Genomic DNA, 26557 nt, shown 5'->3' on the forward strand with positions numbered 1-26557 from the left:
ATAGTTAATTAATATTTAGGTAAACACAACTAAATAAATGAAAATTAGCGTTCCAATCACTAAACTAATTGTAACTAGAATTTCAGCACCGAAAATTACCACACTTACCTTTGCTCTTTTATCGGGGTCCCTTTTTATCTCTTCCCAATCAAAGTCATATAAAATATCGTAATAAAATGATTTTATTGCTTTCCATATACCTTTTAATCCCATTAAATCATCCTTTATATTGTTTTCAATCTGTTGTGAATATTTCTTTATATAATTTTAGCATTTACTTTAACTATTAGATTAAGGGGATTTATGTGAGTAATATTTACATACGAAACGATTATGGGAGTTTTATATATGTAATATTTACTTAGGAAAGGAATTCACCGAACCAGGAATATGTACTGTGAAGTGGTTGGAAACTTTTGCCTTACTACCTTTATGTCTGGTCGATAAATATAGATTTCCTCACCACAATCCTCTTTATTCAGAATCTGGCATATCAGATCACATTCTATTTTTCCGGATATGCGCGAACCACTTCTATCTGAATCAATTTCAATATATATTGGAAGTTTCAGGCGTTCCCACATGCCTTCAGGAATCATGGATGCAATTTTTTTAAGTTCATCCCTCTTAAAACGGTGGCGTGTCCCATCGGTTCCCATCACGTGTGGTTTTTCCTCTTCTAAAAGTTCCTTGAGGTTCTTCCTACGGCGGGGAAGGTGGCGGTTCAGGCTCAGGATCTGTTTTTTCAGGAGATTTTCTTCCGGGTTATGATCTCTGTTCATAGTTAAGATTTTATTCTCTGGTGAATATAATATTGTATTGTAAAAGTAAATGTAGGGGATACTGTGGATATTGATATAGAACAGTGTAAAGAGAATGATAAGATAAAAGAGATAATCAGCACCAGTGGCCTTCCTATTAAACATATTAAACTACTTCTCAGGTTATCTGATACTATTTACATCAATGGTATGAATTATAATGTGAATATTGATGACAATATAGTGACTATTCTTCTTATATCTTCCAAACCAGATAATGTAAATGGAGTTTTCAATACTTATCCCATTGCCAACATCCTTGATAAGTTAAGGCTGATGGAAAAAGAAAACGATGATCTGAAGACCCATTGTGAGGTTGAATCTGATCTGTTTAAGATATTAATTGAAATAATTAGGTGAATAGGATAGTCAGATTAATTTCTTCTTTTTTAATGGTGTCAGGATGAAAGTTAAAGATTATTATAAACTAATTCAGGAAATCGCTGATATTGACTTAGAAGCAGATTCTATTGCCGATTCAAGGCGCATCTTAGCCGAGATCAATGAAAGGGAAGTACTATTAAAGGAACTTAAAAAACGTGTTAATAAGGACATTAAAAACATTGAACGTGAGTATTTAAAAAGAAAACATAAAATAAATGTTGATTATGCTGGAGGGCGTTCTCCTGGTGTTATGTCAAGGGTTAGGGGAAAGTCCAAGATTAAAGAATTAAAAAATCTACAGAGGAAACATGATCAATCACTGGAATCTTATCGCGAAATTAAATACATATTGGATGATCTGTTCCTCCAGATCCAGGAGGCCAAAGAACCTCTAAATAACTATATAAAATCAAGATTAGTCGGATTTTAATCATTTCAAAAATATAGCTGGTTTTAATCAAAAATAAAAAAAAATATTTATCAGACAATTTTTTTAGGGACCTTTAGAAGTTTACTTCCACTGGTAGGAGTATTAAAATGCCTAATAAATCATCTTTTTCCACTTTGTAATCTAGTGCTGCTGCGAAGAGCACGTGATCTGCTGTTCTGTCCATGCTGATGGGAAGGTAGGTTTCTTCACCAACTGCCAGTGCATGTCCGTACTTGTTGGTTCCATAAGCGCTTATGAAACTTATGTGGTTGGCGTTGATGTCGATCTTTTTGATGGGGATTGGTTTTGTTTCCCCTGCTTTGAATTCCTTTTCTTCAGCAGCTATGATTGCTCTGACTTTTCCAGAGATGTTACCGATCTCAAAATCAATGGAAGGTTTGGTTTTTTTGTGTTGTTCTTTTTTGACCTGATCCAGTCGTGTTATTATTCTAACCATTGACTTCCTCCGTTTCCATGGTTTTCTTGATCATTTTCAACCTGACGAAGTTCTCCCTTTCCATCTCTTCCAGGCGCATTTCAATGTATTTGACAGTGTTTTCAATCCTGGGAATAATGATATGTTCTAAGGCATTCACACGTCTTTTGGTGGATTCGATCTCTCCAGCCAGTAACATGATGGTTTTTTCGATTTCTCCCAGTTCAATTATGAGCTGGATTGATTCTTCGAACTTTTTGGCTGCTTCATCCACTTTGACTGAGGTGTCCATGAATCCATAACCACGTTCGGTGATAGTTCTCTTTTTAATTTCAGAGTCAATTACCGGCACTGATACTCCCATAACACTTCTGGCGTCAATATCCACATCAACTGATTCTGTGACTGACATGGCAGCTTTTCGAACAGCCAGATCACCCATTGAAACCTGGGCAGCGGTTAAATCCTGGTAGGCTTCCTCCAGTTTCTTGTTAACATTTTCTCTGGATCCTTTCACCCTTTCCAGGATGTTGAAAAACTCCATGATCAAGGCGTTCCTTTTTTCTTTAAGGAGGCTGTGACCTTTAACTGCGAGTTTTTCCCGCTGTTTGAGTTTTAAAAGCTCCATCCTGGTGGGGTTGATGCCTTCAATCATTTCTTGTGCCATTTTTTATCCCTCTATTTTCCTTCCTAAAAAAATTTAGAAGGGGGTTATTTATGGTCAGGGTGATACTTGGGTATATGCTCAGCACGGACCCTCTTAAGCTCTGCTTCAGGCAGTATGCTCATTAACTCCCAGCCAAGGTCCAGGGTTTCCTGGATGGATCGGTCTTCGTCCCTGCTCTGGGTGATGAATTTGCCTTCAAAGTCATCAGCAAAGGTTAAGAATTTACGGTCGCGCTCGGTAAGGGCTTCTTCACCAACCACAGCCATCAGATCACGAAGGTCACGTCCTTCAGCATATGCAGAGTAAAGTTGGTCAGACACACCACTGTGGTCTTCACGGGTCTGTCCTTCACCAATTCCACCACTCATCAGTCGTGATAGTGATGGTAGTACATCTACTGGTGGGTAAATACCTTTACGGTGCAGGTCCCTGCTTAAAACTATCTGTCCTTCGGTAATATATCCAGTAAGGTCAGGTATGGGGTGGGTGATGTCATCTTGGGGCATCACTAAGATCGGTACCTGAGTGATGGAACCTTCTTTACCATTGATACGGCCTGCCCTTTCGTACAGACTGGAAAGGTCAGTGTACATGTAACCAGGATATCCTCGTCTTCCGGGTACCTCGTCACGTGCTGCGGAAATTTCCCTTAAAGCTTCTGCGTAGTTGGTCATATCAGTTAATATAACCAGCACGTGCATGTCATGTTCGAAGGCAAAGTATTCGGCAGTGGTTAGGGCCATACGGGGGGTGATGATCCTTTCAATGGCAGGGTCGTCAGCCAGGTTCATGAACACAGTCACACGTTCCAGGGCACCGGTTCTCTCAAAGTCGCGCATGAAATAGTTTGCTTCTTCGTGGGTGATACCCATGGCTGCGAATATAACTGCGAATTCGGATTCTTCAGCCAACACCTTGGCCTGTCTTGCGATCTGGGCGGCAAGTTCATTGTGTGGTAGACCAGATCCAGAAAAGATTGGTAATTTCTGTCCACGTACCAGGGTGTTCATTCCATCTATGGTTGAAATACCAGTTTGAATAAATTCTGCAGGGAATTCCCTGGCAGATGGGTTCATTGGACTTCCGTTAATGTCCAATTCTTCTTCTGGAATGATTTCAGGTCCGCCATCTATGGGATTTCCGGTACCACCGAATATTCGTCCGAGCATGTCCAGTGAAACTCCGATTTTGGCGGTTTCTCCTGTGAATCGTACCTTGGTGGTGGCAGTGTTGAGGTCTCTGGTTCCTTCGAAAACCTGAACCACAGCAACGTCATCTTTAACTTCCAGGACTTGTCCTCTTCTCATTTCACCGTTTGGTGTTTCTATGTCCACTATTTCATTGTAGGCAACGCCTTCAACGCCTTCAACAATCATGAGGGGACCAGCCACTTCTCTGACTGTGGTATATTCTCTGGTTTTGATATTAGCGTTCATTTTCACACCTCACTTGTCTGTTTAACTATTTTATCCTGGATTTCTTTGATTTGGGCGTCAAATTCATCTTCAGGGATGAACTTCATCCTACCGATTTCTTCCTTAACTGGTAAATCAGTTAGATCTGCTGCTGCTGCGCCACGTTCCAGGGCAGCTGTAGCTTGTTCCTGGAATAGAATAATAGTTCTCAGTAACTGGAACTGTTTAGTTGGGGAACAGTAGGTGTCTACTTCGTGGTATGCGTTCTGCTGCAGGAAGTCTTCCCTTATCATACGGGTACTTTCCAGGGTGATCCTTTCCCTGTCTGGTAATGCGTCTGGTCCTACCAGTTGCACGATTTCCTGAAGTTCAGATTCTTTCTGTAATAGGGCCATGGCTTCATCCCTGGTTGCCCTCCACTCGGCACCCACATTTTTCTCCCACCATGTTTCCACACTGTCCACATATAATGAGTAACTCTGCAGCCAGTCTATGGATGGGAAGTGACGTTTATCTGCAAGTGATGCATCCAGTGCCCAGAACACTTTACATATACGCAGGGTGTTCTGTGTAACTGGTTCAGATAGGTCACCACCAGGTGGTGATACTGCACCTACCACACTTACTGACGCAACTTTACTTTCAGTTCCCACGGTGTTCACCCGGCCGGCTCGTTCATAGAACTGTGCCAGTCTTGATGCCAGATATGCTGGGTATCCTTCTTCACCAGGCATTTCTTCCAGTCGTCCGGAGATCTCCCTCATGGCTTCTGCCCACCTTGAGGTGGAGTCTGCCATTAGAGCCACGTCGTAGCCCTGATCACGGAAGTATTCTGCTATGGTTATACCGGTGTACACACAGGCTTCCCTAGCTGCCACAGGCATGTTTGAAGTGTTAGCGATAAGGACGGTTCGGTCCATTAATGGTTTACCGGTTTTAGGGTCTTCCAGTTCTGGGAATTCTTTTAGAACCTCAGTCATCTCGTTACCCCTTTCACCACATCCTACGTAGACAATGATATCTGCATCAGCCCATTTAGCCAGCTGTTGCTGGGTAACGGTTTTACCTGATCCGAATGGTCCTGGTATGGCTGCGGTTCCACCTTTAGCAACAGGGAAAAAGGTATCTTGTGCCCTTTGACCGGTTACTAATGGTATATCTGGGTCTAATTTATCATTGTATGGTCGACCAACCCTAACAGGCCATTTTTGCATCATCTGCACTTTAACCGCACCGTTAGGGGTTTCTACTTCTGCAATATCATCGGTCACAGTGTATTGGCCTTCGCTAACGATACTTTTGAGGGTACCGCTGACCCTGGGAGGGACCATAATTTTTTGGACTACTGCAGAGGTTTCCTGCACTTCGCCCAGAATGTCCCCACCTTTAACTTCACTACCAGCTGTTGCCAGAGGTTTGAAGGTCCATTTTTTGTCTTTGGGTAGTGCGGGTACATCCACACCCCTTTCAATGTAGTCTCCCACTTCCAGTTTAATGGTTTCCAGTGGTCTTTGAATCCCGTCAAATATGGATCCGATGATTCCTGGTCCCAGTTCCACGGATAATGGTCCTCCTGTACTTTCAACCACTTCTCCTGGTTTCATACCAGCTGTTTCTTCGTAAACCTGGATGGTGGCAGTGTCGCCTTCCAGCTCGATGATTTCGCCAATGAGCTTGTCATCACCTACTTTCACCATCTCGTACATCTGGGTCCCTCTCATACCATCGGCGGTTATAACAGGGCCCGCTATTTTTATTATCTTTCCTTCGGCAGTCATTCTACCATCTCTACCCCGATTACTCGTTTTATAAGGTCTCGGATTGGGTCTGATTCCCGATCTATTGAGCCTTTTTTATCTGGAATTTCTATTATCATGGGCAGTGCACTTTCACTGCTGATCTTATCTATGGTTTCTCTGAAATTGTCTCCTATTTTTTCGGTGGTTATTATAATGGAGTATTCTTTGGCCAGTTTTTTGAGGGTTTCTCCTGCTTCTTCCATGTTACTGACAGGAAATCCATCCTTTATGCCTCCTAGCATGAAACCGGTCACAGTGTCCGGATCTGCCATAACTGCTATTTTTGAACTCATACTAACATCTCCTTAATCATAGCAGGGGTAAATCCTTCCTCTCTTTTCCCACGGACAATGATTTTTAGATTCTTGATTTCTTTTTCTTTTTTGCTTAAAAAACCGATCATGGGTCCTATTCCGAACTGATTCTTCAATGATATTCTTTTAGCAGTTTCAGACACATGGTTATCCAGAGCAATTTCAAATGCTCCTATAGAACCAGTTTCTGTGTATTTTGTCATGGCTTCTGCTAAAACTGGAGCGTATTCTGTTCCTTCTAAACCACTAACCACTCCAGCAACATCTTCTGCCTCCATTAGGTCTTTTAATTTCCATTCTCTGATCTGGTAGCCGTCACTGATCATGTATGGATCGATATCTTCAAATTTCAATCCATCCACTTTGGCCCTTAGAATGATTTTAAGGTTAGCTGCATCAACCATACTTCCTATGTAGCTTTTGAGTAAGGCAGTGTTGTCATCTTCAGGGGTGGTAACTGTTTTGAGTAGATTTTCCAGAAGGTATTTGTCCAGGGAAGCTTCCAGTGGTAATAACATCCCTGTTTCTTCATAGATGGGGATGGCATCTTCTATTATGGAGGTGTATTCTGTTCCTTCCAGGGCACTTAACACTTCGTTGATATCATTGGCATCTATCAGGGCATCCAGTTTGTCAGTCAGTTCACCAAAGGGAACCACTAATTCCAGGGTTTCTTCAGCATTTAAACCTACTTTTTTGGCGATAACTATGCTTTTTATGTTTTGGATATCCCATTTTTTAAGCAGAAACTTGAATGCATCTCTACTGTTTGCAGGGGTTATCCTGGCTATTAAATCGTAGTTTTCAGCAAGTTGGGTATCTAGGGCCTTTTCCAGAGGGTACTGATCAATGTATTTCGCATAATCTGGGAATCCTCGCAGATAATTTTTCACTTCATCAAGGTTCCCTGCTTCAATAATTTCTGAAAACTGTTTTTCGGTGAATATTTTACCTGCCCGTCCCCTTACACGTGCATTGGGATAGGTGTAGGGAAATATGTTCTGAACAGGTCTGATTGTTACTATAACTACAACTGCTCCGATTATCAGCAGTACAAGGATAACTAAACCTAAAAAAGATTCAACAGAGGGAAATCCCAGTGAAGTTACTAGTGTAGCAATGTCTTCTACCATGTGAAATCTCCTCTATTATTTATTTAAACAGAATCCCTGCAACTTCCGATCTTAAAGATTTTTTAAATCTCAGCATCCGTGCTTCAATGGTGTTGTTGACTTCAATTTCACCATTTTTAGTCTTGACAATGGCACCACCAATGGTGGTGATGTTTTCTCCCATCTCCAGTTTGGTTGTGTTTCCGGTTTTGTCACTGATGCTTTTTTCAAGGGAAGAAATGGAACTGGTGATTTTGGTTGTATCGCTTTCTTTGACGAGTATAACCAGGTCACCTCCACCTATTTCCACACCGGACTCTACAATCACCTTTTCAAGAGACTCTTTGTATTGGGATGCATCGGAAGAAGCCAGTTCTTTAAGTTTTTCTTCAGCTTTTTGGAAGGCTTCTTCTATTACTTCTTCTCTAGCCTCAAGTTCCATTCTCCTGGAATTCATCTTAGCTTCTGAGATAATCTGTTGATATCTCATTTTTGCCTGTTTGTCAGCGTTTTCTAAGATTTTTTCCTTTTCAGTGTCTGCAACTGATTTTCCTTCTGAGAGAATGGTTTCGTTTTCCTTTTCAGCTTCTGTTAATATGGAATCTGCTTTGATCTGGGCATCAGACATTATACTTGAGACTATTTTTTCTGTCCCGGCACTCATCTGATTATCCTCCCATGATTCCGGCGAAGACCATCAAAAGTATTGCAATCAGGAAACCGTAGATAGCCTGGGTTTCAGGCAGTGCAGTGAATATGATACCTCGGGCAAACATATCTGGGTCTTCAACTACTGATCCCACAGATGATGATGCGGCGATACCTTGACCCATACCGGATCCTAAACCTGCAAATCCTATAGCGGCTCCTGCACCAATTGCTACCAGACCTAATGCTGGGGGCAGTGCTTTTCCTGCCATCACTGTGAAAACCATCAAGAGTATAGCAATCAGGAAACCGTAGATAGCCTGGGTTTCAGGCAGTGCAGTGAAGATAATACCTCTGGCGAACATTTCTTCATCTTCTGCCACAGCACCCACACTTCCAGCTGCTGCTATTCCTTGTCCTATACCTGATCCTAATCCAGCAAATCCGATGGCAACACCGGCACCTATTGCTGCTAACGCTGTTCCTAAAGCGACTTCTACCATATTATTTACCTCCTATATCAGTATGCTTTCTTTTAGCTCGGAAAGCTTTGAATTTTTGACTTCCACCTATGTAAAACTGAGCAAAAAACTCAACGTAATGTAAACGCAGTGCATTTATGAATGCACCTAAACTTTGGAATGAAAGATTGGCTATGTGTCCTCCTATGAATACTATTGGTGCCAGTATAATTCCTATATAAGGAATCATACTACCTACGATACCAGTTAATATGTTAACTGTCATGGCAATTCCACCCGTGGACAGGGCCAATGCTAATAACCTGGCGTATGATAAAAGATTTCCCAAGAACCCGGTAAGGTCCATGATACCAAATGCTCCGTTAAAGTAAATGAGCATGACCAGGCCGATAATTATGGGTATTCCTCCAACTATTCCTGCAGTCATTAATGATCCAGTCATTAAATAGAATGCTGCCAGGAGTATTAGGCCTATTTCCAGGATGAACCATACTATTTGAGCTCCTAAAGCTTCCCTGACATCTCCCCTTACAATGTTGTTGTAGGCTCCGATTAAAAGACCCAGGTTAATGTGGATCACACCTACAATTAAAGCAAGATACAGGATGATTTCAGGATGTTTGAAGGCGTCAATTTGTGGTATGGTTGTTGGAAGAGCAGCACCACCCAGAATCCATCGAGGGAATAAATCCCCAATGAAACCATTAGTTATCATTCCCATTATGAATGCCCAGGCACCACAGGCAATTAGAATCAGACCCATGTTAGCCATGAGTTTATTGTTCTTTCCTAATCCTTTATAAACAACAACACCCATTAAGGCATTTATTATCCCATAACCAGCATCTGTAAGACAGAAACCATAGAAAAATGGGAATACAATGGCCATGAGTATGGTGGGATCAACCTCCCGGTAATCTGGGGGAGAATACATGTTCACAAACAGTTCATAGGGTTTGGCAAATCTGGGGTTATCCAGATGTACTGGCACGTTGTCTTTTTCCACATCAGGATCTGAGACATCGACAATTGAATGGCCCTCAGTTGAAGTTTCAATGGTTACCAGAGCTTCTTTAACCTTTTTCTCAGGCACCCATCCTTCAAACATTAGGGTATTCTCAGTTTCTCCAAAAGAAGAAAATATTTCATTGCGCTGTTTTTCTATTTCTAACTGTTCTTTAAGAGCAATAAGTTCATCTAACCATTTTGCAGAAACATCTGCCAGATCATTTAGTACAAGCTCTTTTTCACTGGAGATGGATTCCAGTTCTGATTCTGATTTCTGAATTGTTTCATCAGGCTTTCCTGACAGGCCAGAAAATTCGAACCTTTCAAATTCCAGCTTGCGCAACTCACTTAAAACTTCATCACTGTACTTTTTCACAGTTATTATGATCAGTGTTTTGAATCCCTTCAATTCACTATCCTGATCAAAAACAATAATTTCATCAGTCAAGTCCTTTAAAATCCCTTTTAATTCATCATAGGATTCTGTGGACAGTTTTCCAGCAATAAAAGAGACATGATCAGAGTCTTCCAGAAGACCGAGGTCAACATTAAAATTAATAAGATTTCCAGCAACTTTAAGGGCATTTTCAAGTTCAGTTTTCCTAGAGTCCAGTTGATTCAATTTTTCTTCATTGGGTTTTGTTTCAGATTCAACTTCTTCCAGAATCTTTTCAGCCTTTTTAATAAGTTTCTGAGCGTCCAGAGCTTCCACTTCTACTTTTTCAAGGGGTGGGGGGTTTATAAAACCCTTCACCAGGGGTAAAATTCCCTTCTCTTTACGGGCCATTGATTTTAAAAAATCAACTGTACCTGAGGTTTTCATCAAAAGGGATGAGATTTTACCGGTAAAAGGAGAGGCGCTGGAGGGTTTAAGGATCTGTCTCCATTCTGCGTCCTGTTGTATACGCTCGGATATATCTTCAATTTGGACAAGTCCTGCTTCGTGGAGTGAACCCACTGCAGAATTAGCGTACTTGTCCAGGGTAATTATCCTGAGCTTTTTCATCCTTGCCGGCTTGAACATGGTTCTCACACTATAATATGCTTTTTACAATGACTTCAGCAGCCTCATCAACCATACCGGTAGCTTTATTTTTAGTTATTTCTACTTTTTCTTTGGTTTGATTGTTAATTTGATACGCTTCCTTTTGGGCATTGGATTCGGCTTCAAATGTGATCTTTTCAGCTTCACTATTGGCCTCTTCTTTCGCCTTTTTTATGGTTTCATCTGATTTAGATTTGGCTTCTTGAATCATTTCAGAATGTTTGGCTTTGGTGTCCTCTATTAGTTTATCGGCATCACTTTCAGCCTTTTTTATCGTTGTTATCGCTTCCGATATCGTTGTCATTTAAATCACCCTAATATGACCATGATAAACGGAAATCTATCAAGGGACATATATATCTTTTACTATTTAATTCTCAGAGAGAAAAAAGAATTCAAAATGGTTTTTTCATGATGTTAAGTTACTGTTCGTCAGAATCGATATTTTTGGAGTCTAAACCAGTGTAATGAATATCTTCAACTTCAGCAAACTTTCTAAAAGGAGTTTCAACAGATTTTTCTTCATATATGTGGGAAACAAGTGCGGGTACCCTTCCCATCATGAATATTCCTGTTCCGAATTTCCAGTCAAATCCAATGTCTGAAAGTATCCCGGCGTTAGCACCATCAATATTCATACGAATACCTTTCATCTCCAGTAGCAAATTCTCAATTTCAACGGCTAATTCGGTGTGAATTCCAAAACACCCATTTTTTTTTGCAGTTTTTATTAATTTAACTGGTCTGGGGTCTTTATCATGGAAACGATGCCCAAAACCAGGTATTTTTTCATCTTTTTCCAGGTACATTTCTGTTGCCCGGAGTGCCAGGTCTTTTAGATCATCACGCGAAGAAGGAGGGCCACTAGAATCAATCCCCTCTTCGATTAATTCCTGTAAAAGGTGCATTGAATCCTTTAAAGCTCCAGCATGATGTTTTCCAAATGATGAAAGTCCTCCAGAAACACAGGAGTTCATGGGGGCTCCGGTTGATGCCATAATTCTGGCTACCTGGGTGCTGGGAGGAGTCACACCATGATCACAGAAAGATACTAGGACTGCTTCTAACATTTTTGCCTGGTTTTCAGAGGGGAGTTCACCTTTCAATAATAAATAAACCATTTCAGGAAAGGAAATATTCCCAATCAAGTCTTCCTGAGGATATCCTCGGGTGATTATCCGGTTTGGTTCCACTTTGGTAATAGATGTCCTCCAACGAGGTTTGGTGAGTTTTAATAAGTTTTCAACAGTTTCTCTTCCAATTACCATTTCTCTTCACTCCAGTATTTTTGGTGATAAATAAATAGAGGATTTTCTTGGTTCAACACAGCAACATGGCCTCATGCAAACTATGCGCACCCCACTGGCCCTTTGAGGTCCCACTTTAACCATGGATCCTAAGGCGGTTACTGAACCTCCCAGACCAAGGGCACCTATATGGGTTTGATTCATCGAATCAGTTATCTTCTTTTCCATCCCAGATTGATGATTGAGATCTCCATATGCCATTGCTTTTAACATCAAGGTTGAGGCTTCAAAGTGGGTTCTACCGATCCCTATGGCTGGGATACATGGTGTGCATCCTAACTTAGGAATCTCTGATCTCATCCATGTTAATGCTTCCTTAAAAAGGTTTTCATGATCCCGCTTGTGAAAAACACGATATGTATGGCTCCTTATCTCTGGACCACCACCTAACATGAGTACATGGATTTTAATTCCTTCATCATCCATTTTATCAACCATGAACGAGGGAGGTGTTACTTTTCCGGGGTCATTGTCAAGTCCTTTACTCTGTTCTAGCCTTTCAGCATCGTTTCCTAAGACTGCCATAGGCCTTCCCGGAAGTTCTTTAAGTCCAATAGCCACTCCCTCTTCTATCTGTTTAAATATATTTGAGGGAAGCTGTGTATTGGGTCCTGATTCAATTAAAACATGGGGAATTCCAGTATCATCACAGAGTGGGACTTTCTTATTCATGGCTAGTTCTGCATTTTCCACAAGTAATTCCAAGACCCAGCGGGCATTATCCTCTTCTTCCCTCTGAACTGCTTGTTGGTAAGCATCAAATTGATCTTCTCTGAAGGTTGTACTGGCCTCTATAACTGCGTTTTTAACCAGTTCAACGATTTTTGTAGTCATGGAATTCTCCAAAGTTCATATAACGATATTTTTATGCATAATTCGTTTTTTATTCAATTTCATATTCAATTCATTTGGGTATGGCCAGGTCACTGGCTCCTTTTTTGGACATCACAGCTTCAGGATAGAAACGATTGATCATGCTTTGCACCAGTAAAACTTGTCTTGCCCTCTCTTTTGCCTCTTTTCTGGTGGTATCATAGCCATGATGAGCAGCCACTGCTCCCCCGGTTTTAAGATATACTGGACATGCTTTCCTGATAATTTCAGGGGCTTCGTAGTGTCGGATAAATCCACCGGAAGATTTAGGATTTTCCATATGAATATCCAGGGATATATCTATGGATTCTCTTATGGATGCAAGCATGGGAATTTGAAGATCTCTAACCGGGTTAAATGAATCTGCTCCAATCACCTCCATGAGACGTGCAGATGCAGGGTTTCCATGACCACAGTGTGCTGAAACTTTAAAATGAACATCATGGGGGATTTCTCCCTCTTCGCGCATTTTACCCAAAACCCATAAAAGTCCTTCATCGTAGACCACAATTCCCATGACACCGAGGTCCACTGCACGCCTGACATCTTCAATTGCATAATTAAGATTATCATAACCCCTTAAACGGTACCCTATCCTGGCGCCTTCCTTAGTTTTTGCTGATGCACTGGTGTCATAAGTAGCTCGAGGACCAACACTTAAAAAGAGCTCAACTTGAGCATCCTTGGCCATGCTGGCCATTTCCAAGATTTCAGGGTCTGTTAGAAGCATTATCCCCTTGGTCTGAGTTACCCTGTGCACTGAAAGTTCATATTCATCCAAGGCATCCAGAAGACCCTCCATAGCTCCGGGGTTCTGGATTCCCGGCACTTCAAAACGATACTGGCTGCCATCTGGAAACCTTTTCGCAGACTCCGAGAAATTTTCATGATGGTTTCTCATTCCAATTTTCTTTAAAAAGCCCTCAGTGTTCATAATCATCACTTTTTCATCTAAAATTACACAATTCCTTTTTTTAAGTTAATCCCTTTTTAAACTCATTATTAAGATTGTTCATCACATCATGTAAATTTTCATCTTCTAAATCATCTAGAATCTTTAAACATCCTACATTCACCTGGGGATTCATTTCGCTGAATTTAGTTAACAGTTCCTCTTTGCTGAAAGGGTTTTCAGGCTCTCCCCTTGCCAGATCAACTTCTTCTGTGTAAATTTTATCTTGAGTTTTTATGGTAACTTTAGATGGTCTTTTTTGAGGATAAAGATTGTTCAGATTATTATCTATTTTTATCTTAACTTTACCTGCAGTTTCAATTATTTCATGGTTCATGTAGCTCGTTGAACCATTTTTTAAAGTTAACATATCATCAGCAGTTAAATTTCCCTCTTTGATGACCATTGCAATACTAAAAGGAAGGCTCTGCCTTATTCCTTCCAGAGTTTCCGGATGATAATTATCATGAGAGGCAGCGATCTGGTAAGTTTCAATGATTATATCTTGGATATCAACGGGTTCAAAGTTGTTATTGTTAATAATATTGATGGTAGCATCTATTGAGGAATGCATGTGTCTGCAAACGGGATATTTTTTGAAATAAACCCCCATAATTTCATATTTATATGGGGTATGTTGCCAGTTTGCATTTTTTAAGGTTTCCATACTTCCCATAGCTTTCAAAAAACCTTCTTTTCCCTCAAGGATGGTGTGTGCCCCAGTGAAACCTTCACTAGCAATTAATGCGGATAAAACTCCAGATTGGGCGGCTTTTCCTGCATGTAAGTGTTTTCCCATGCTACCGGAATGATCAGATTCCAGGAGTCCGGCAGCCTGGGTTCCTGCCAGGCCAAGGGAGTTTAAAATTCCTTCCAAGTTTAAATTCATTATCTTGGCTGCGGCTGCTGCAGCACCTATAGTGCCACATGTTCCTGTGGTGTGAAAACCTTTATCACGGTGTTGAGGATTCAGTACCATTCCTAACTGAATTGTTACATGATATCCTACAACAATAGCAGTTAGGAAATCGTTTCCCGATTTTTCATAGGTTTCAGATAAAGCCAGTGCTGCGGGGATGATGCATGCACCAGGGTGTAATTGAGCTAGCCTGTGACCATCATCCAGATCCATACAGTGGGCAGAAACCCCATTTGCCAAAGATGCATCAAGGGGACTGGATTTATCCCCGCCAATAATGGTTGAATCACCATTTCCACCAGTAATATTCCTAATGATCTGTGCACTTTTAGTTGATGATCCTTTAAGTGTTACTGATAAAAAATCCAAAAAACAGAGTTTTGCTTGTCTGACCACTTCTTCAGGGAGGTTCTGGTATTTGGTGGATTTAACAAATTTCGCCAACTTTTTGGTGGTTTTTTGGTGGTTTTTGATGTTTTCTTCCAGATTATTGTTTATTTCACCAGGGTATTCACTAACCATTTTTTCAGAACCTACGTCCTTTTTATCAGTTTATAGAACTTAAATCCCTCTTATCAGCCTAGAACTTGAATTTTTCTTATCAATTTCTAAAACCTAAATTTTTCTATCATTTTCCAAGATTTTTCTATCAATTTCCAAGATCTATGTCCCCCTCACCAGAGGTTTACTCAGATGACGTCGAGCAGAAGGTGGAACTTCATAAAAACCTTTTTTAAGGGTTCTTTCAACTTTTACTTTTTCTTTTGCATCGTTGCGAATTTTATTCCCACATTGAGGGCACTTATAACCTTTACCTGTTCCTGCGGATTTCATACGTTTCCCACATTCACAGAGGGGATTGACGTATTTATATAGGGCTGCTAAATTAATGATCTGGATTTTTTCCACATTCAATGTTCCTTTTCGTCCGATTCCACCGTAAACTATCAGTTGGTCTCCAGGAAATAGTTGGCGTACCAGTTCTCGAAACTGTTTGGTAGGTTCATAAGCAGCACATTCTACTTCTCCAGATTCATCTATCAGGGTGAAAATTACATGTCCTCCTTCAATAACCACCGGAAGGTCCTTTACCTGGCCTTTGACAATGTAACACTGGAATTGTTCCATTTTTGCAATGTTTCCTGCAACTTGCAGATGCATGTCAGTGTGCTGGTTGGTTATAAACACCTTAAAACGTTCTATGGGTTCGGAAACATTCACCAGTTTATGAGCCTCTAACACAGCATCCTCAGTTTCACCCCTAATACCATAAAGCACTGGACATGGTGTGTGTGGAGTAATGGCCACATATCCTTCATCTAAATTATCAAAAGTATCTGGATATGTTTTCCTGTTCATTTCTCGGACAGATTCTGCATCCACCAATCTCTTTTTACCATAATTTGCCGGGTCACGGTAGGCTAGTAATTCATAGGTAACATCATCTAAGGGGCAACCAATGGCAGCCAGGGAGCCAATAATTCCCCTCCCTTTTTTAAACTTGAATAATTCTACACCCAATTTATCTGCTAACTTTTCAGCTTCAGCCTGTTTAACTATGGTTCTAATGGTTTTCAAGGCAAAACTTTGAAGTTCGGGAGTTACCTCTCCCTCATAAAATACCAGACCAGGATTGGTTTTAGGATCTTCCATAACAGATAGTTCGTTTACCAGGTCAAAGATAAGTTTTTTAGCATTGATAATTTCTTTTTCTGACTTTAAAACCATTTTAAATGATACTGCCCCATTTCCCCTGGTTTTATAGGGTGCAAATGGGTTCAGGCGTATTAAGCGTGGTGGACCATCCACCCTGAAACCACAAGCTTTAAGTCGGTCCATAATCACACAACATATATATGTGGTGCACATTCCACTGGCAGAATCTGTGTCATCCATACCAACGTAAACTTTAAACGAATCTGAATTAACTGAGTTAAAATCTGAATTAGCTGTATCAATATTATTCATATCAAAAATCACCGGGTGTTTTTTAATGTCATCCACCATGCCATCCCATAGAGATCATGTCATAAATGAGATCAATGAGTTACTCTTCAAACATGGTTTTGAAACTTCTAATATATATGATAGAAGTTGTTTTGATCTGGTGGCCCGTAGAGAATTACTACTACTTTTAATGAAGGTACTCATTAATGTGGATGGTTTCAGCGCTGCCCATGCGCAGGAAATAAAGAGAGTAGCCCGCACTTTTCTTGCTTCCCCTCTCTTAGTTGGCATCAAATCTAAAAATGAGGTCCTGGAAGAAGATGTGGTATATGAACGCCATGGAATTCCTGTAATAGCACCTACAACCCTCCGTAATATTGTGGTGGAAGAAATTTATCCCGAAATATTTGCAGATAGAGGCGGCTACTATGTGGAGATCGATGGTCAAATAGTTAAGGATGTGCGAGAATCACAGGATCTTTCATTGAAAGACCTGGCTGACCTGGCCCACGTGTCCAGGGAGACCATATACAAATACGAAACCGGCAGAGTTCGGGCACAACCAGAAACAGCATTTTTACTGGAAAGCATCTTGAATATGAGGATAACTCTATCTGTTGACTTATTCCAGGTTCCCCAGCAAAAAAACATGGATAAAAAGGATGAAGGCGAACCAAGAGAACTGGTAGATCTTGGTTTTGGGGTTATAAACACTAACCGCACCCCATTTGATGCTCTTGCCAAAGCTGAAACCCAAAATGTTGATGTTAATAAAAAAACCGAGCCATTAATCACGGACCTTGAGAAGAATCGAAACCAAAAGGTCCTCAAGAGAATGGCAACTAATTTAAAAGATCTTTCTGATGTTATCGGTACAGATGCAGTTTTTATACTGGAAAAAAAGAAAAAATTAGATAGTATTGATGGTGTCCCAGTGGTTCACAGCTGGGAAATTGGTGAAATGAAAGATCCAGCTGAGTTTCTTAAGATGCTGGCTGAAAGAAGGGAATGCAATTAATCCAATCAAATTTTTATATCATTCCTCTTACTTTTTTTATAAATAAAAGATGAATTTTTTTATATTTTTTAATAAAGGAAGAATTAACCAAATATTTAATGGAAAATATTTTTATGAACGGTTTGTCATCGACTGGCTAGTTTAAGAAAGGTTTCTTCAGCTTCAGCCTCAGAAGCTATGCCCACGGCCACCATATCTATAAAATCTAGGGTTTTAAGGTAATCAAATGCATCATCTGGTGTCATTATTCCTGCAGCTAGTACTTTCTTGGCCATCACTGTTTTATCAAGATTCGTGATTAATTCTCTGAACTTAGCCCTATCTTCTGGTCCATGAGTATCACAATCCATCAAATATCCAAGACGATTAACTGGAACACCGTAAATCTGGAAATCATCCAAAACCGGTGAATTTAAGAGTTTACTGGTTGTCTTAAATGGTGTATGGGTCACCAAGCCTGGAATAGCCCCAGTATCATTTATCACATCCAGTTTTTCACCTAACAAATCCCAGTTGCACTGGTCAGTGACCGATGCATGTAATAATATGGCCTTGGCTTCTAATCGTGTGAGAAGTTCTACATCATCAACCCCTTTTTCGGGGTCCGGGCGGGTTGTGGCCACAATATCCATGGGAAACCCTTCATCACGTGCCATTTGAAGGGCTTCAACCACTGGGGGGTAGGGTAAAAGTTGTATTCCCCTCACTCCCAACTGGTAAGATTTGGCTATGATACTGGCCATGGCTTCTGGCTTTCGGTAGAGATCTAGAATATAAAGTCGGGCGCGATGTCCAAACTGTGGTGCTCCAATAAATGGAGAAGTTCCCAGCAAAGTTCTGGGCAGTTTTTGGCCATTTATTTCAATAAAACCTTCTAACATTGCAATCTTTACCTTTATTCAACTTTTTGAGCCACTACAGCAGTTCCATAAACCAGGATCTCTTGCATGATGTCAGAAATATCGTTGGAATCATAGCGGGCACTGATTATGGCATTGGCTCCCATGGCCCGGGCATGATCCATGGCCCTGTGAAGGGCTTCTTCTCGGGTTTCTTCCATCATACTAACATATTCCTTGATCTCCCCACCAAACATGGAACGTATCCCTGCACCTATCTGTCCACCAACACCTCTACTGCGCACAGTGAGACCATATACAAAGCCTTTAGTTTCGGTAATCTCATATCCAGGTATGTAATTAGAGCTCACAATTATATATTCATCCACTGAAACCATGATCAAACCTCCAAATGTTAATCTTATGTTTTCCCTTTATTTCCTTACATATATTACCTTTTTTGAAAGGTATTTAAAAGTTCACTGATAACTCTCAATAATCATTAAATATAAAACTCATGCTTTTTTTAGGTTTTAAATCTTTAATATTGATTTTAAATTTCAATTGATTTATATCCAACAAAAAATAATAAAAAAATCACTTTAACTTCCTTATTTAAATTAGATAATTTTTTTTTATCTAAGTTCTTGACGATTCAACAAATTTAAATCTCTATCATTTCAATTAAATTATATCACTTCAAAAAAATAATTTAACCATAGTAGAACTGGACCTTAAGGCTGGTAAAAAAATGGATAATGTGGATAATATGAAGGTACTTATTGCTGATCAAATAAACCAGAAAGGAATTGAAGAATTGGAAGAGGTCGCCGAAGTTGTTGCGCGAACCGACATCACTCCTGAAGAACTAGTTAAAGATATTGGAGATTTTGACGCCATCATAGTGCGAAGCAGGACTAAGGTGACCAGAGAAGTTATTGAAGCTGCAACTAACCTTAAAATCATTGCCAGGGCAGGAGTGGGAGTGGATAATGTAGATGTGGAAGCTGCCACTGAACGAGGAATAATGGTGGTCAACGCACCCGAATCAACTTCAATCACCGTGGCAGAACATACACTGGGACTAATACTATCTCTGTCCAGGAAAATATCCATAGCTGATAAATCAGTTAAAGAGGATAAATGGGAAAAAAGCAGATTCATGGGAATGGAACTCAATGGCAAAACCATGGGTATTGTGGGTATGGGTCGCATAGGCAGCCAGGTGGTAATCAGGGCCAAAGCATTTGGAATGGATATTATTGTCTACGATCCTTACATCACCTCTGAAGCAGCATCAGAACTGGGAGTGGAAATAGTAAACCTGGAAACACTCCTTGAAAATGCAGATGTCATCACCATCCACGTTCCCCTGACACCGGAAACCAAACACCTCATATCCAAGCCACAATTGGAGATGATGAAAGAAAACACTCTAATTGTTAACTGTGCCAGAGGAGGAATAATAAACGAGGATGATTTATACGAAGCACTCTCTGAAGGCATAATAGGTGGTGCTGCATTGGATGTGTTTGAAACTGAACCTCCCAAGGGAAGTTCACTCACTGAACTTGATAATGTAGTCCTAACTCCTCACATTGCTGCATCAACTTCTGAGGCTCAACGTGACGCTGCCATCATAGTAGCTAAAGAAATAAAAAAGGTTTTTAATGGAGAATCTCCACGAAACGTTATTAACATGCCAGTTATGGATCCTGAAACATTCCAACTCATCAAACCTTACTTCCGACTGGCTGAAAAACTGGGTAAATTCCTTATACAAACGTCTAAGGGTAACATAAATGAATTAGAAGTCACTTATTGTGGGGAGCTGGCTGAAATCCAGAAACATGATATAATCACCCGCATACTTCTCCAGGAAATACTCAATCCCATACTCACCGAGCCAGTTAACCTGGTCAACGCCGCTGCCGTCGCAGAAAACAGGGGCGTGATTATAACAGAAGGTAAAAGGACCGATGCTAAGGGTTATAAGAACCTTATCAGTATTGAAATGAAATCAGAAGATAACCAGGTCAGTGTGGAAGGATTCTTAGGAAAGGAACCTAGAATTGTCATGATCAACGGTTACCAGGTAAACGTGAAAACTGAGGGGACCATGGTCATAGCCAGTTACAAGGACATTCCGGGCATTATTGGATCTATAGGTGTCAAATTAGGTGAATATGGTATAAACATAGCCAAAATGCAGGTTGGAAGACAACAACCTGGTGGGGAAGCAGTAATGGTGCTGAAGGTTGATCAGAAAGTGTCAGAAGAAGTTGAAGATGCTATTAAGGCACTGCCAGATGTATACGATGCAGTGGCAGTTGAACTTTAATTGTCATCTTTAAAATTGTGTTTTAAACCATTTTTATCTATTTTTTTTATTTTTTTATATGCTTCTGCTTTTTTATTTAAATTTTTTGTCTAATTTTTGAGTTTAAATTATTATGCGCAGTTAGATCGTTGTCTGGTAATTAGGTTATTCAGTAATTAGATTGTAGTTTATTCAGTAATTAGATTATTCGATAATTGATCATTTCACCAAAAGTATCATAGCCTATCATACTTTCTTCGGTGTAAGGTTGGGCAATTATCAAATGAAACAATCCATTCTTGGCAAAAAAGTGCAAATCTGCAGTAGAGGGAGTAGCATTTGGAATAGGATGACTGTGAACCGATCCCACTGTTTCAGTGGTCATGGGCATCATGAATGTTTTCATAACCGCACTCTGATTTGAGGTTTCACCAGGTAAAAAAACAAGACCCTCTACCTTTAAAACTCCTTCATGGATTTTTCCTTCCAGCAGGGCCATGAATTCCAGAGGATGGGATTGTCTGGCTATCTGGATTATTTCGTCCACAACTTCCCGGTCTATGAGAATTTCCTGGAAATCTTTACCCTGGTTTCCCAGGAGGATCTCAATAACTCTGTCAACCCAACCTTTTTTTTCATACATAGGATCAGTTTGTGATAATGGTATTATAATATATAATATCAACTAGTTCTTCATTAAATGATCAATCAAATTATGGATTTTTCATTGAAAAATTTCTCATCAAACATGGGCAAATTCCAGTCAATGATAATTTTATTCCGTTGAGATGTAACTGTTTCCTGGGTTAAAGGATTTAAACCTTCAACTTCAACTTTTTTCTTGTATAACCCAATCCCCCTCCTCTGCCAGGCAGGCATCTGGGCCAGGTTAATGCCATGCTGAAAGAGAATTTCATGCAATTGACTGCTTTTCTTTTTATGAAGGAGTGTCATGGTTTCCTCTTTAGAATACTCTTTTCGCAGTGTCCAGTATGAATATCCATTCAAACAGTTCCTCCATGCTTCCATCTGTCTTTCTTTAAAATATTCAATAACTCCCTTCCTGGAAAGGGGTATAACTCTTGAATCAAACGAAATAGAATTGATTTCACCAGAAAGTCCAGAAAAACGTTCTCTTCCCATAATTTCACAGGTGAACGCCCCACTCATGAAACTAGCCATAACCGAATCAATTTTCTCCACCCTTCCTGCAAAAGGAACCTCTCCCAGAAGTAAACTGATTTCATCGGAGAAAAGGTATATAAATCTGGGATTGAACTCCTTGAAAAGATAATGGGATGCTTCTGAAAGGATTTCAGCAAATTCCAGGTCATAAGGCTTTTCAAACTCCAATGTACGCGATAATTGTGAGAAATTCCTGCCATCAAGCCTTACCACAATATTGGAAGTGCAGGGAACCTTTAAACTGGAAAATATTTCACACTCTTTCATGTAATCAACAAAGATTTCTTTTTTAGATTTTTTTTAAATTAAATGTTAATCAATGTTCCAACTTTAATATTTCTTTCAATTTTAATATTTTTTTACAACAGTTTTATAATTGATTTGGTTATTGGAAGATGTTTATCTAATTAATATATGGATTTAAACAAATATGCAATTATGAAAATTTTTTGAAATAATTGGCTAGGATAAAATTTAATCAAGATTATATGGACTGAAACGGAGTTCACTAACTGAAGTGAAGTTCAATAGAAAAGTTCAACAAAATAGAGGATTATTTATTGTAAAAAAGATTTTTGGCTGATTTGATTCAGGTTCCTATCAATAAATTCTCGTTAAGACTGTTTAACAGTTTAATGGCAGAATAAGCAGCCATAACACTTGTTTTAGGATTCATGGAACATCGGAGGTTGCTGGTCATGGTGTGGAATTCTCCGAAATCTCCCACCACTTCTAATTCATGCATGTTGCGATCCACCTGGGGATCTGCAATTATTTTAACTTCAATTTCTTGACCGGCAGCCATACTAACTGTAGCGGCTACATTGATGTTTAGAGGGAATTTTTTCACAGCTTCGGTGGCTTTTCCCTGGTAGAGGATGGTCTCTTTTTCAGTGGTGATCCCAAGTGAACGGGGTGGTTTCCTAGTTACCAAAGTAACTCGCTGTATTTTGCCCAAAGACGCGGCTTTGATTCCGTCAAGACCTACTATGGCGCCTGAAGGAGCATATATCTTGCAGTTATTTTTTTTAGCCAGTTTTTCCAGGTTTAATCTGATTTTTGGATTTAACAGGCCCCCAACACTCATAACAATAACATCTTTACCTTCTTTAAGGATAATGGGAACCATTTCCTCCACAGCTTTAGGTGACGCAGCTTCAATCACCAGGTCGACATGGCTTAACATGTCTTTCAGGTCTAGAACCACTCTTCCATCAACTTGTGATGCTAAATTTTCGGCTCTTTCCATGTCCCGGTCGTAAAAATATTTTATTTCAACACCCAGTTTTCCTTCACTGGCGAAATTTGTTATAATGTTAGCTATGGCACCGCATCCCAGGATACCAACTATCATTTATTTATATCTCCGCACTGGCAGGTTTGCTGGGTTCTTTTATTTCTGGACTTATAAGTAAAATATCTCCAACTGCCTGAACTCTATCGTAAGGTATTTCTACAGTCCCTTCCTCTTTTAAAGGTCTGATTTCATCTCCTTCAGGAACTATTCTTATGCTTTTTGTTATAACATCTTTAATGCCAACACTTTTCTTATCAGGGTTCATGGCAACAGCTTTTAGGGTTGAAACCCTACCTTTTTTAATGTTTAAGATCACGTCCTGAATGCGTCCCACGTACTTTCCGCGGGTGGTGTATACATCTAAGTTATATAGGTTAGTCAATTCCACCATCTTTCCACCTCTCATTTTTTGGCACATGCCCCGGTCTTTTGAAAACCCATCTACATGCATCTCAGGGTGCACCGTTAACTAAATTAAATTAAAATCTTCCCTGTACTTAAATATTTCGAAAGAAGAGGTTATTTTCATCAAATTATTAATCAATATTAAGAGTAGTACCGTTAAATCAAGTAAGTCTTTCAATAATTATAATAACATCCACAGATAAAACATGTAGCCCTAAAGAAGTATTAAAGCATAAAAGATAATGTAACTATGATGTGATTCTAATACTGAAGTTAATTTAAAATGATTTGAACAATCTATGGTTAGGTGCTCTAATGTGGGATACCAGTGAAGATTACAGGCTCTTGGTGGTGGAAAAATCCATTGAACTTTTCCTGAAGACCGTTGAGGGTGCTAATTTAAAAGGTAAATGGAATAAAAAACAGGTCTTGCAGGCTGCCAGAAAAATGACATCTGAAATTCAAACCCTTTACTATTCATACTTATCACCAGTTGAGATAGCAGAAACTCCTCAAATGGGTTTACTGGAAAAACAGGCAGACGAAATAAAAGAAGCTCTGGGAGGAGATCTATGGCACAAACAATTTTTAGAACTTGCCAGTCGTGATGAGAAAGAAAAGCTGGAAGAAGCAATAGCCAAGATAAAATTCTTCTTTGAAACAATTTATGGGTTAAAACAACGTTTAAGTTTGGGTGAGATTAAAGATCCAGTGATGGGTGTGGATATTAAAAAAGGAGAAATTTTAAGTGTTTCCAAGCACCCTCAGGCTGATCAACTCCTGGTATGTAATGTCAACCTACATGAACGGGCCATAACTGTTGTAACCAACGATCTTGAAGTGAAGGAGAAAAATCAGGTGGCGGTGGCCCTGCTACCTCCTGAAGTATTCATGGGGATAACCAGTGAAGGAATGTTTTTAGGTGCAGGTGCAGGTGTTCTTAAGGATGTAAAAGGTGATTTAGGGAAACTCCCTCATGGAATTCCTCTAGATGCGTTGAATGAAGCTAGAAATCTTGTAGAAACATTTTTGGGCAACTGAAATCGTTTTATATTCATTATAATTTTTCATATCTTTTTATTATTTTTATAATTCTGGTTATGGGAACTGTTATTAAATTATAATCTGGATTATGTGTGGGCAGTGTTTTTAAGGATTGAATTCAGCCGATGATTACCATTTTGCTGCGGGTCATATCTTCCACAGCATATTTAACTCCTTCTTTACCCATCCCACTCATTTTAAACCCTCCGAAGAGCATGTTATCCGTACGGAATGTGGGTTGTTTATTGATTAGTACAGAACCTGCCTCTATTTGGTTTACGGCTATTTTCGCATTTTCTATACTCTGGGTGAAAACACCTGCTTGCAATCCATACTGGGTATTGTTAGCCACCCGAATGGCTTCATTTAGGTTTTTAACCCGGATTATTGGGGATAATGGGCCAAAAGTCTCTTTTTTAACCAGTTCCATTTCCTCATGAACATTATCAAGTACTGTGGCTTCATAAAAAGCTCCTTTTCGCCTACCTCCACAGAGTAATTGAGCTCCATTTCCAACAGCATCATCAACAACTCTTTCCACATGGATAGCAGCTTCTTCATCAATTAACGGACCAATATCTGTGTCTGGATCCATTGGATCTCCCATCTTTAGTTTTCTGGTGGAGGATACAAACTGGTCTGTGAATTGGTCAGCTATTTTTTCATGGAGAATAATCCTTTTTACTCCCATACAGACCTGCCCTGCATTAAGGTATGCTCCACTTACCGCTGCTGTGACGGCAACATCAATGTTTGCATCATCCATAACTATCATGGGATCATTTCCTCCCAGTTCCATTGTTAATTTTTTCATTCCTGCTTTTTGGGCTATGGAAACTCCGGTGGGTATGCTTCCAGTGAAGGAGATTTTATTCACCAATGGACTGGTTACCATTGCATCCCCTAAAATTTCACCACCACCAGTTACACTGTTAACTGCTCCATCAGGCAGATGTTTTGCCAAGATCTCTGCCATCTTAAGGCTGGCTAGAGGTGCTTTACTGGATGGTTTTAAAACCACGGTGTTTTTGGCAGCCAGAGCCGGGGCTAACTTATGCATAGCCAGGTTCACAGGATAGTTGAAAGGGGTGATTGCGGCAACCACTCCCAGAGGGATCTTCATTGTAAATCCAAAAACGTTTTTACCAGCAATGGCAGCATCCATAGGAACAGTTTCTCCATAGATCCTTTTTGCTTCCTCTGCAGCCATAAGTAATGTTTGTAGGGATCTGTCCATCTCTATTTTAGAGTCCCTTATTGGTTTCCCGGTTTCAAGACAGATGAGTTTAGATATTTCCTTAGATTTTTCTTTTAATTCCTGGTGGATATCGTAGAGTATCCTGGATACTTTACGGGAAGACATAGCCTGCATGGATTTTTTAGCCTTATTAGCGGCATTGATAGCATTTTTCACATCTTCTCTGTTCCCTTGAGGCACATGATCCACAATTTCATTGTTGAAAGGATTTAGAACAGCGATTTTTTCGTCTTTATCAATCAATTTCCCGTTTATTAACATCTTCATAAATATCGCCCAGTTAACTGGAATTAACAAGTTAAAAAAAGGTTTATTATCCAGTTTTTTTTTTATTTGAATTACTCTATAAAAACGATTTTAGAAAAAATTAAAGGTAGGATCCAATTTTTAGATCACAGTTGAATTATTTGGGTTTAGTTAAAGCTTTCATTAATTTCCTGAAGGCTTTTGTCAATGTCCTGAACTTCACTACCATTGGTCAGTTCATCGCCCATATCATGCACATAATTTCGGTAGACGATCATTGCTATCAGAACTATGACAATGATACCTCCGAATAGTAATACAAATTCAGCAGAAGTCTGGGCTGCTTCATCTTCTATAATTCCCATCTCTATCACTTCCATGTATAA

General features: G+C 39.8%; 30 protein-coding genes. 5 read left to right on the forward strand and 25 right to left on the reverse strand.

Annotated elements, in window-relative coordinates; all coding sequences use genetic code 11:
- Window positions 1–15 precede the first annotated feature (15 nt).
- Both J2743_RS06105 and J2743_RS06110 read right to left on the reverse strand, forming a co-directional pair.
- Entirely contained in the window at window positions 16–213 is a 198-nt protein-coding gene (locus J2743_RS06105) for a hypothetical protein (protein WP_209625687.1), read from the reverse strand.
- 161 nt (window positions 214–374) lie between these two features.
- Complete coding sequence (locus J2743_RS06110) at window positions 375–782, reverse strand: DUF61 family protein (RefSeq protein WP_209625688.1); 408 nt, start codon at window positions 780–782, stop codon at window positions 375–377.
- Window positions 783–845: 63 nt separating this feature from the next.
- Here J2743_RS06110 and J2743_RS06115 point away from each other — a divergent pair, with 63 nt between their 5' ends.
- On the forward strand, window positions 846–1181 hold the full coding sequence (locus J2743_RS06115) for a hypothetical protein (RefSeq protein WP_209625689.1): 336 nt from the start codon (window positions 846–848) through the stop codon (window positions 1179–1181).
- A gap of 43 nt (window positions 1182–1224) precedes the next feature.
- Window positions 1225–1635, forward strand: coding sequence for a hypothetical protein (locus tag J2743_RS06120; RefSeq protein ID WP_209625690.1), 411 nt, complete (start codon window positions 1225–1227; stop codon window positions 1633–1635).
- A 73-nt stretch (window positions 1636–1708) separates the two neighbouring features.
- Here J2743_RS06120 and J2743_RS06125 read toward each other — a convergent pair whose 3' ends face one another.
- The 15 genes from J2743_RS06125 to J2743_RS06195 form a co-directional block, all read right to left on the reverse strand.
- Window positions 1709–2092 (reverse strand): DUF22 domain-containing protein, encoded by a 384-nt coding sequence (locus J2743_RS06125; RefSeq protein WP_209625691.1) that lies wholly within the window; start codon window positions 2090–2092, stop codon window positions 1709–1711.
- On the reverse strand, window positions 2085–2738 hold the full coding sequence (locus J2743_RS06130) for a V-type ATP synthase subunit D (protein ID WP_209625692.1): 654 nt from the start codon (window positions 2736–2738) through the stop codon (window positions 2085–2087). Before J2743_RS06130 ends, J2743_RS06125 begins: the two co-directional genes overlap by 8 nt.
- 44 nt (window positions 2739–2782) lie before the next feature.
- On the reverse strand, window positions 2783–4174 hold the full coding sequence (locus J2743_RS06135; protein WP_209625693.1) for an ATP synthase subunit B: 1392 nt from the start codon (window positions 4172–4174) through the stop codon (window positions 2783–2785).
- A gap of 2 nt (window positions 4175–4176) precedes the next feature.
- Window positions 4177–5931 (reverse strand): ATP synthase subunit A, encoded by a 1755-nt coding sequence (locus tag J2743_RS06140; RefSeq protein WP_209625694.1) that lies wholly within the window; start codon window positions 5929–5931, stop codon window positions 4177–4179.
- Window positions 5928–6245 (reverse strand): V-type ATP synthase subunit F, encoded by a 318-nt coding sequence (locus tag J2743_RS06145; RefSeq protein WP_209625695.1) that lies wholly within the window; start codon window positions 6243–6245, stop codon window positions 5928–5930. The genes J2743_RS06140 and J2743_RS06145 overlap by 4 nt, the downstream gene beginning before the upstream one ends.
- Window positions 6242–7399, reverse strand: coding sequence for a V-type ATP synthase subunit C (locus tag J2743_RS06150; RefSeq protein WP_209625696.1), 1158 nt, complete (start codon window positions 7397–7399; stop codon window positions 6242–6244). The genes J2743_RS06145 and J2743_RS06150 overlap by 4 nt, the downstream gene beginning before the upstream one ends.
- A 19-nt stretch (window positions 7400–7418) precedes the next feature.
- Window positions 7419–8042 carry a V-type proton ATPase subunit E gene (locus J2743_RS06155; protein WP_209625697.1) on the reverse strand — a complete coding sequence of 208 codons (624 nt, stop codon included), beginning with the start codon at window positions 8040–8042 and terminating at the stop codon, window positions 7419–7421.
- Between the two features lie 4 nt (window positions 8043–8046).
- Window positions 8047–8529 (reverse strand): V-type ATP synthase subunit K, encoded by a 483-nt coding sequence (locus J2743_RS06160; protein WP_209625698.1) that lies wholly within the window; start codon window positions 8527–8529, stop codon window positions 8047–8049.
- 1 nt (window position 8530) lies between these two features.
- Entirely contained in the window at window positions 8531–10540 is a 2010-nt protein-coding gene (locus J2743_RS06165; protein WP_209625699.1) for a V-type ATP synthase subunit I, read from the reverse strand.
- A 10-nt stretch (window positions 10541–10550) separates the two neighbouring features.
- Window positions 10551–10865 carry a V-type ATP synthase subunit H gene (locus J2743_RS06170; RefSeq protein WP_209625700.1) on the reverse strand — a complete coding sequence of 105 codons (315 nt, stop codon included), beginning with the start codon at window positions 10863–10865 and terminating at the stop codon, window positions 10551–10553.
- 118 nt (window positions 10866–10983) lie between these two features.
- Window positions 10984–11829, reverse strand: a complete 846-nt coding sequence (locus J2743_RS06175; RefSeq protein ID WP_209625701.1) for a citryl-CoA lyase — start codon at window positions 11827–11829, stop codon at window positions 10984–10986.
- Window positions 11830–11835: 6 nt separating this feature from the next.
- On the reverse strand, window positions 11836–12702 hold the full coding sequence (locus tag J2743_RS06180; RefSeq protein WP_209625702.1) for a fumarate hydratase: 867 nt from the start codon (window positions 12700–12702) through the stop codon (window positions 11836–11838).
- Window positions 12703–12772: 70 nt separating this feature from the next.
- Entirely contained in the window at window positions 12773–13678 is a 906-nt protein-coding gene (locus J2743_RS06185) for a peptidase (protein ID WP_209625770.1), read from the reverse strand.
- Between the two features lie 37 nt (window positions 13679–13715).
- On the reverse strand, window positions 13716–15134 hold the full coding sequence (locus tag J2743_RS06190) for an MmgE/PrpD family protein (protein ID WP_209625703.1): 1419 nt from the start codon (window positions 15132–15134) through the stop codon (window positions 13716–13718).
- A gap of 141 nt (window positions 15135–15275) precedes the next feature.
- On the reverse strand, window positions 15276–16580 hold the full coding sequence (locus J2743_RS06195; RefSeq protein ID WP_209625704.1) for a tRNA(Ile)(2)-agmatinylcytidine synthase: 1305 nt from the start codon (window positions 16578–16580) through the stop codon (window positions 15276–15278).
- Between the two features lie 25 nt (window positions 16581–16605).
- Between J2743_RS06195 and J2743_RS06200 the strand changes: the two genes are divergently transcribed.
- Window positions 16606–17577 carry a transcriptional regulator gene (locus tag J2743_RS06200; protein ID WP_245248097.1) on the forward strand — a complete coding sequence of 324 codons (972 nt, stop codon included), beginning with the start codon at window positions 16606–16608 and terminating at the stop codon, window positions 17575–17577.
- 125 nt (window positions 17578–17702) lie between these two features.
- Here J2743_RS06200 and J2743_RS06205 read toward each other — a convergent pair whose 3' ends face one another.
- Window positions 17703–18458 (reverse strand): hypothetical protein, encoded by a 756-nt coding sequence (locus J2743_RS06205; protein WP_209625705.1) that lies wholly within the window; start codon window positions 18456–18458, stop codon window positions 17703–17705.
- Between the two features lie 14 nt (window positions 18459–18472).
- Window positions 18473–18814: a heavy metal-binding domain-containing protein gene (locus tag J2743_RS06210; RefSeq protein ID WP_209625706.1), complete on the reverse strand. Its 342-nt coding sequence runs from the start codon at window positions 18812–18814 to the stop codon at window positions 18473–18475.
- Window positions 18815–19185: 371 nt separating this feature from the next.
- Between J2743_RS06210 and serA the strand changes: the two genes are divergently transcribed.
- Entirely contained in the window at window positions 19186–20757 is a 1572-nt protein-coding gene (serA, locus tag J2743_RS06215; protein ID WP_209625772.1) for a phosphoglycerate dehydrogenase, read from the forward strand.
- Window positions 20758–20935: 178 nt separating this feature from the next.
- Here serA and J2743_RS06220 read toward each other — a convergent pair whose 3' ends face one another.
- The 4 genes from J2743_RS06220 to J2743_RS06235 form a co-directional block, all read right to left on the reverse strand.
- Window positions 20936–21379 (reverse strand): Mov34/MPN/PAD-1 family protein, encoded by a 444-nt coding sequence (locus J2743_RS06220; RefSeq protein WP_209625707.1) that lies wholly within the window; start codon window positions 21377–21379, stop codon window positions 20936–20938.
- A 65-nt stretch (window positions 21380–21444) separates the two neighbouring features.
- Window positions 21445–22188: a tRNA(His) guanylyltransferase Thg1 family protein gene (locus tag J2743_RS06225; RefSeq protein WP_209625708.1), complete on the reverse strand. Its 744-nt coding sequence runs from the start codon at window positions 22186–22188 to the stop codon at window positions 21445–21447.
- A gap of 322 nt (window positions 22189–22510) precedes the next feature.
- The gene (locus J2743_RS06230) at window positions 22511–23275 is read right to left on the reverse strand and encodes an aspartate dehydrogenase (RefSeq protein ID WP_209625709.1); all 765 of its coding nucleotides are present in this window, start codon (window positions 23273–23275) and stop codon (window positions 22511–22513) included.
- 4 nt (window positions 23276–23279) lie between these two features.
- Window positions 23280–23609 (reverse strand): PRC-barrel domain-containing protein, encoded by a 330-nt coding sequence (locus J2743_RS06235; protein ID WP_209625710.1) that lies wholly within the window; start codon window positions 23607–23609, stop codon window positions 23280–23282.
- A 329-nt stretch (window positions 23610–23938) separates the two neighbouring features.
- Between J2743_RS06235 and J2743_RS06240 the strand changes: the two genes are divergently transcribed.
- On the forward strand, window positions 23939–24664 hold the full coding sequence (locus J2743_RS06240) for a tRNA-binding protein (RefSeq protein WP_209625711.1): 726 nt from the start codon (window positions 23939–23941) through the stop codon (window positions 24662–24664).
- 121 nt (window positions 24665–24785) lie between these two features.
- Here J2743_RS06240 and J2743_RS06245 read toward each other — a convergent pair whose 3' ends face one another.
- Together J2743_RS06245 and J2743_RS06250 are read right to left on the reverse strand one after the other, a co-directional pair.
- On the reverse strand, window positions 24786–26192 hold the full coding sequence (locus tag J2743_RS06245; RefSeq protein WP_209625712.1) for a lactaldehyde dehydrogenase: 1407 nt from the start codon (window positions 26190–26192) through the stop codon (window positions 24786–24788).
- A gap of 146 nt (window positions 26193–26338) precedes the next feature.
- A complete protein-coding gene (locus tag J2743_RS06250; protein WP_209625713.1) occupies window positions 26339–26551 on the reverse strand; it encodes a class III signal peptide-containing protein in 213 nt (70 codons plus the stop codon).
- Window positions 26552–26557: the final 6 nt, after the last annotated feature.

Source organism: Methanobacterium petrolearium (assembly GCF_017873625.1).
GTDB classification, from domain to species: domain Archaea; phylum Methanobacteriota; class Methanobacteria; order Methanobacteriales; family Methanobacteriaceae; genus Methanobacterium; species Methanobacterium petrolearium.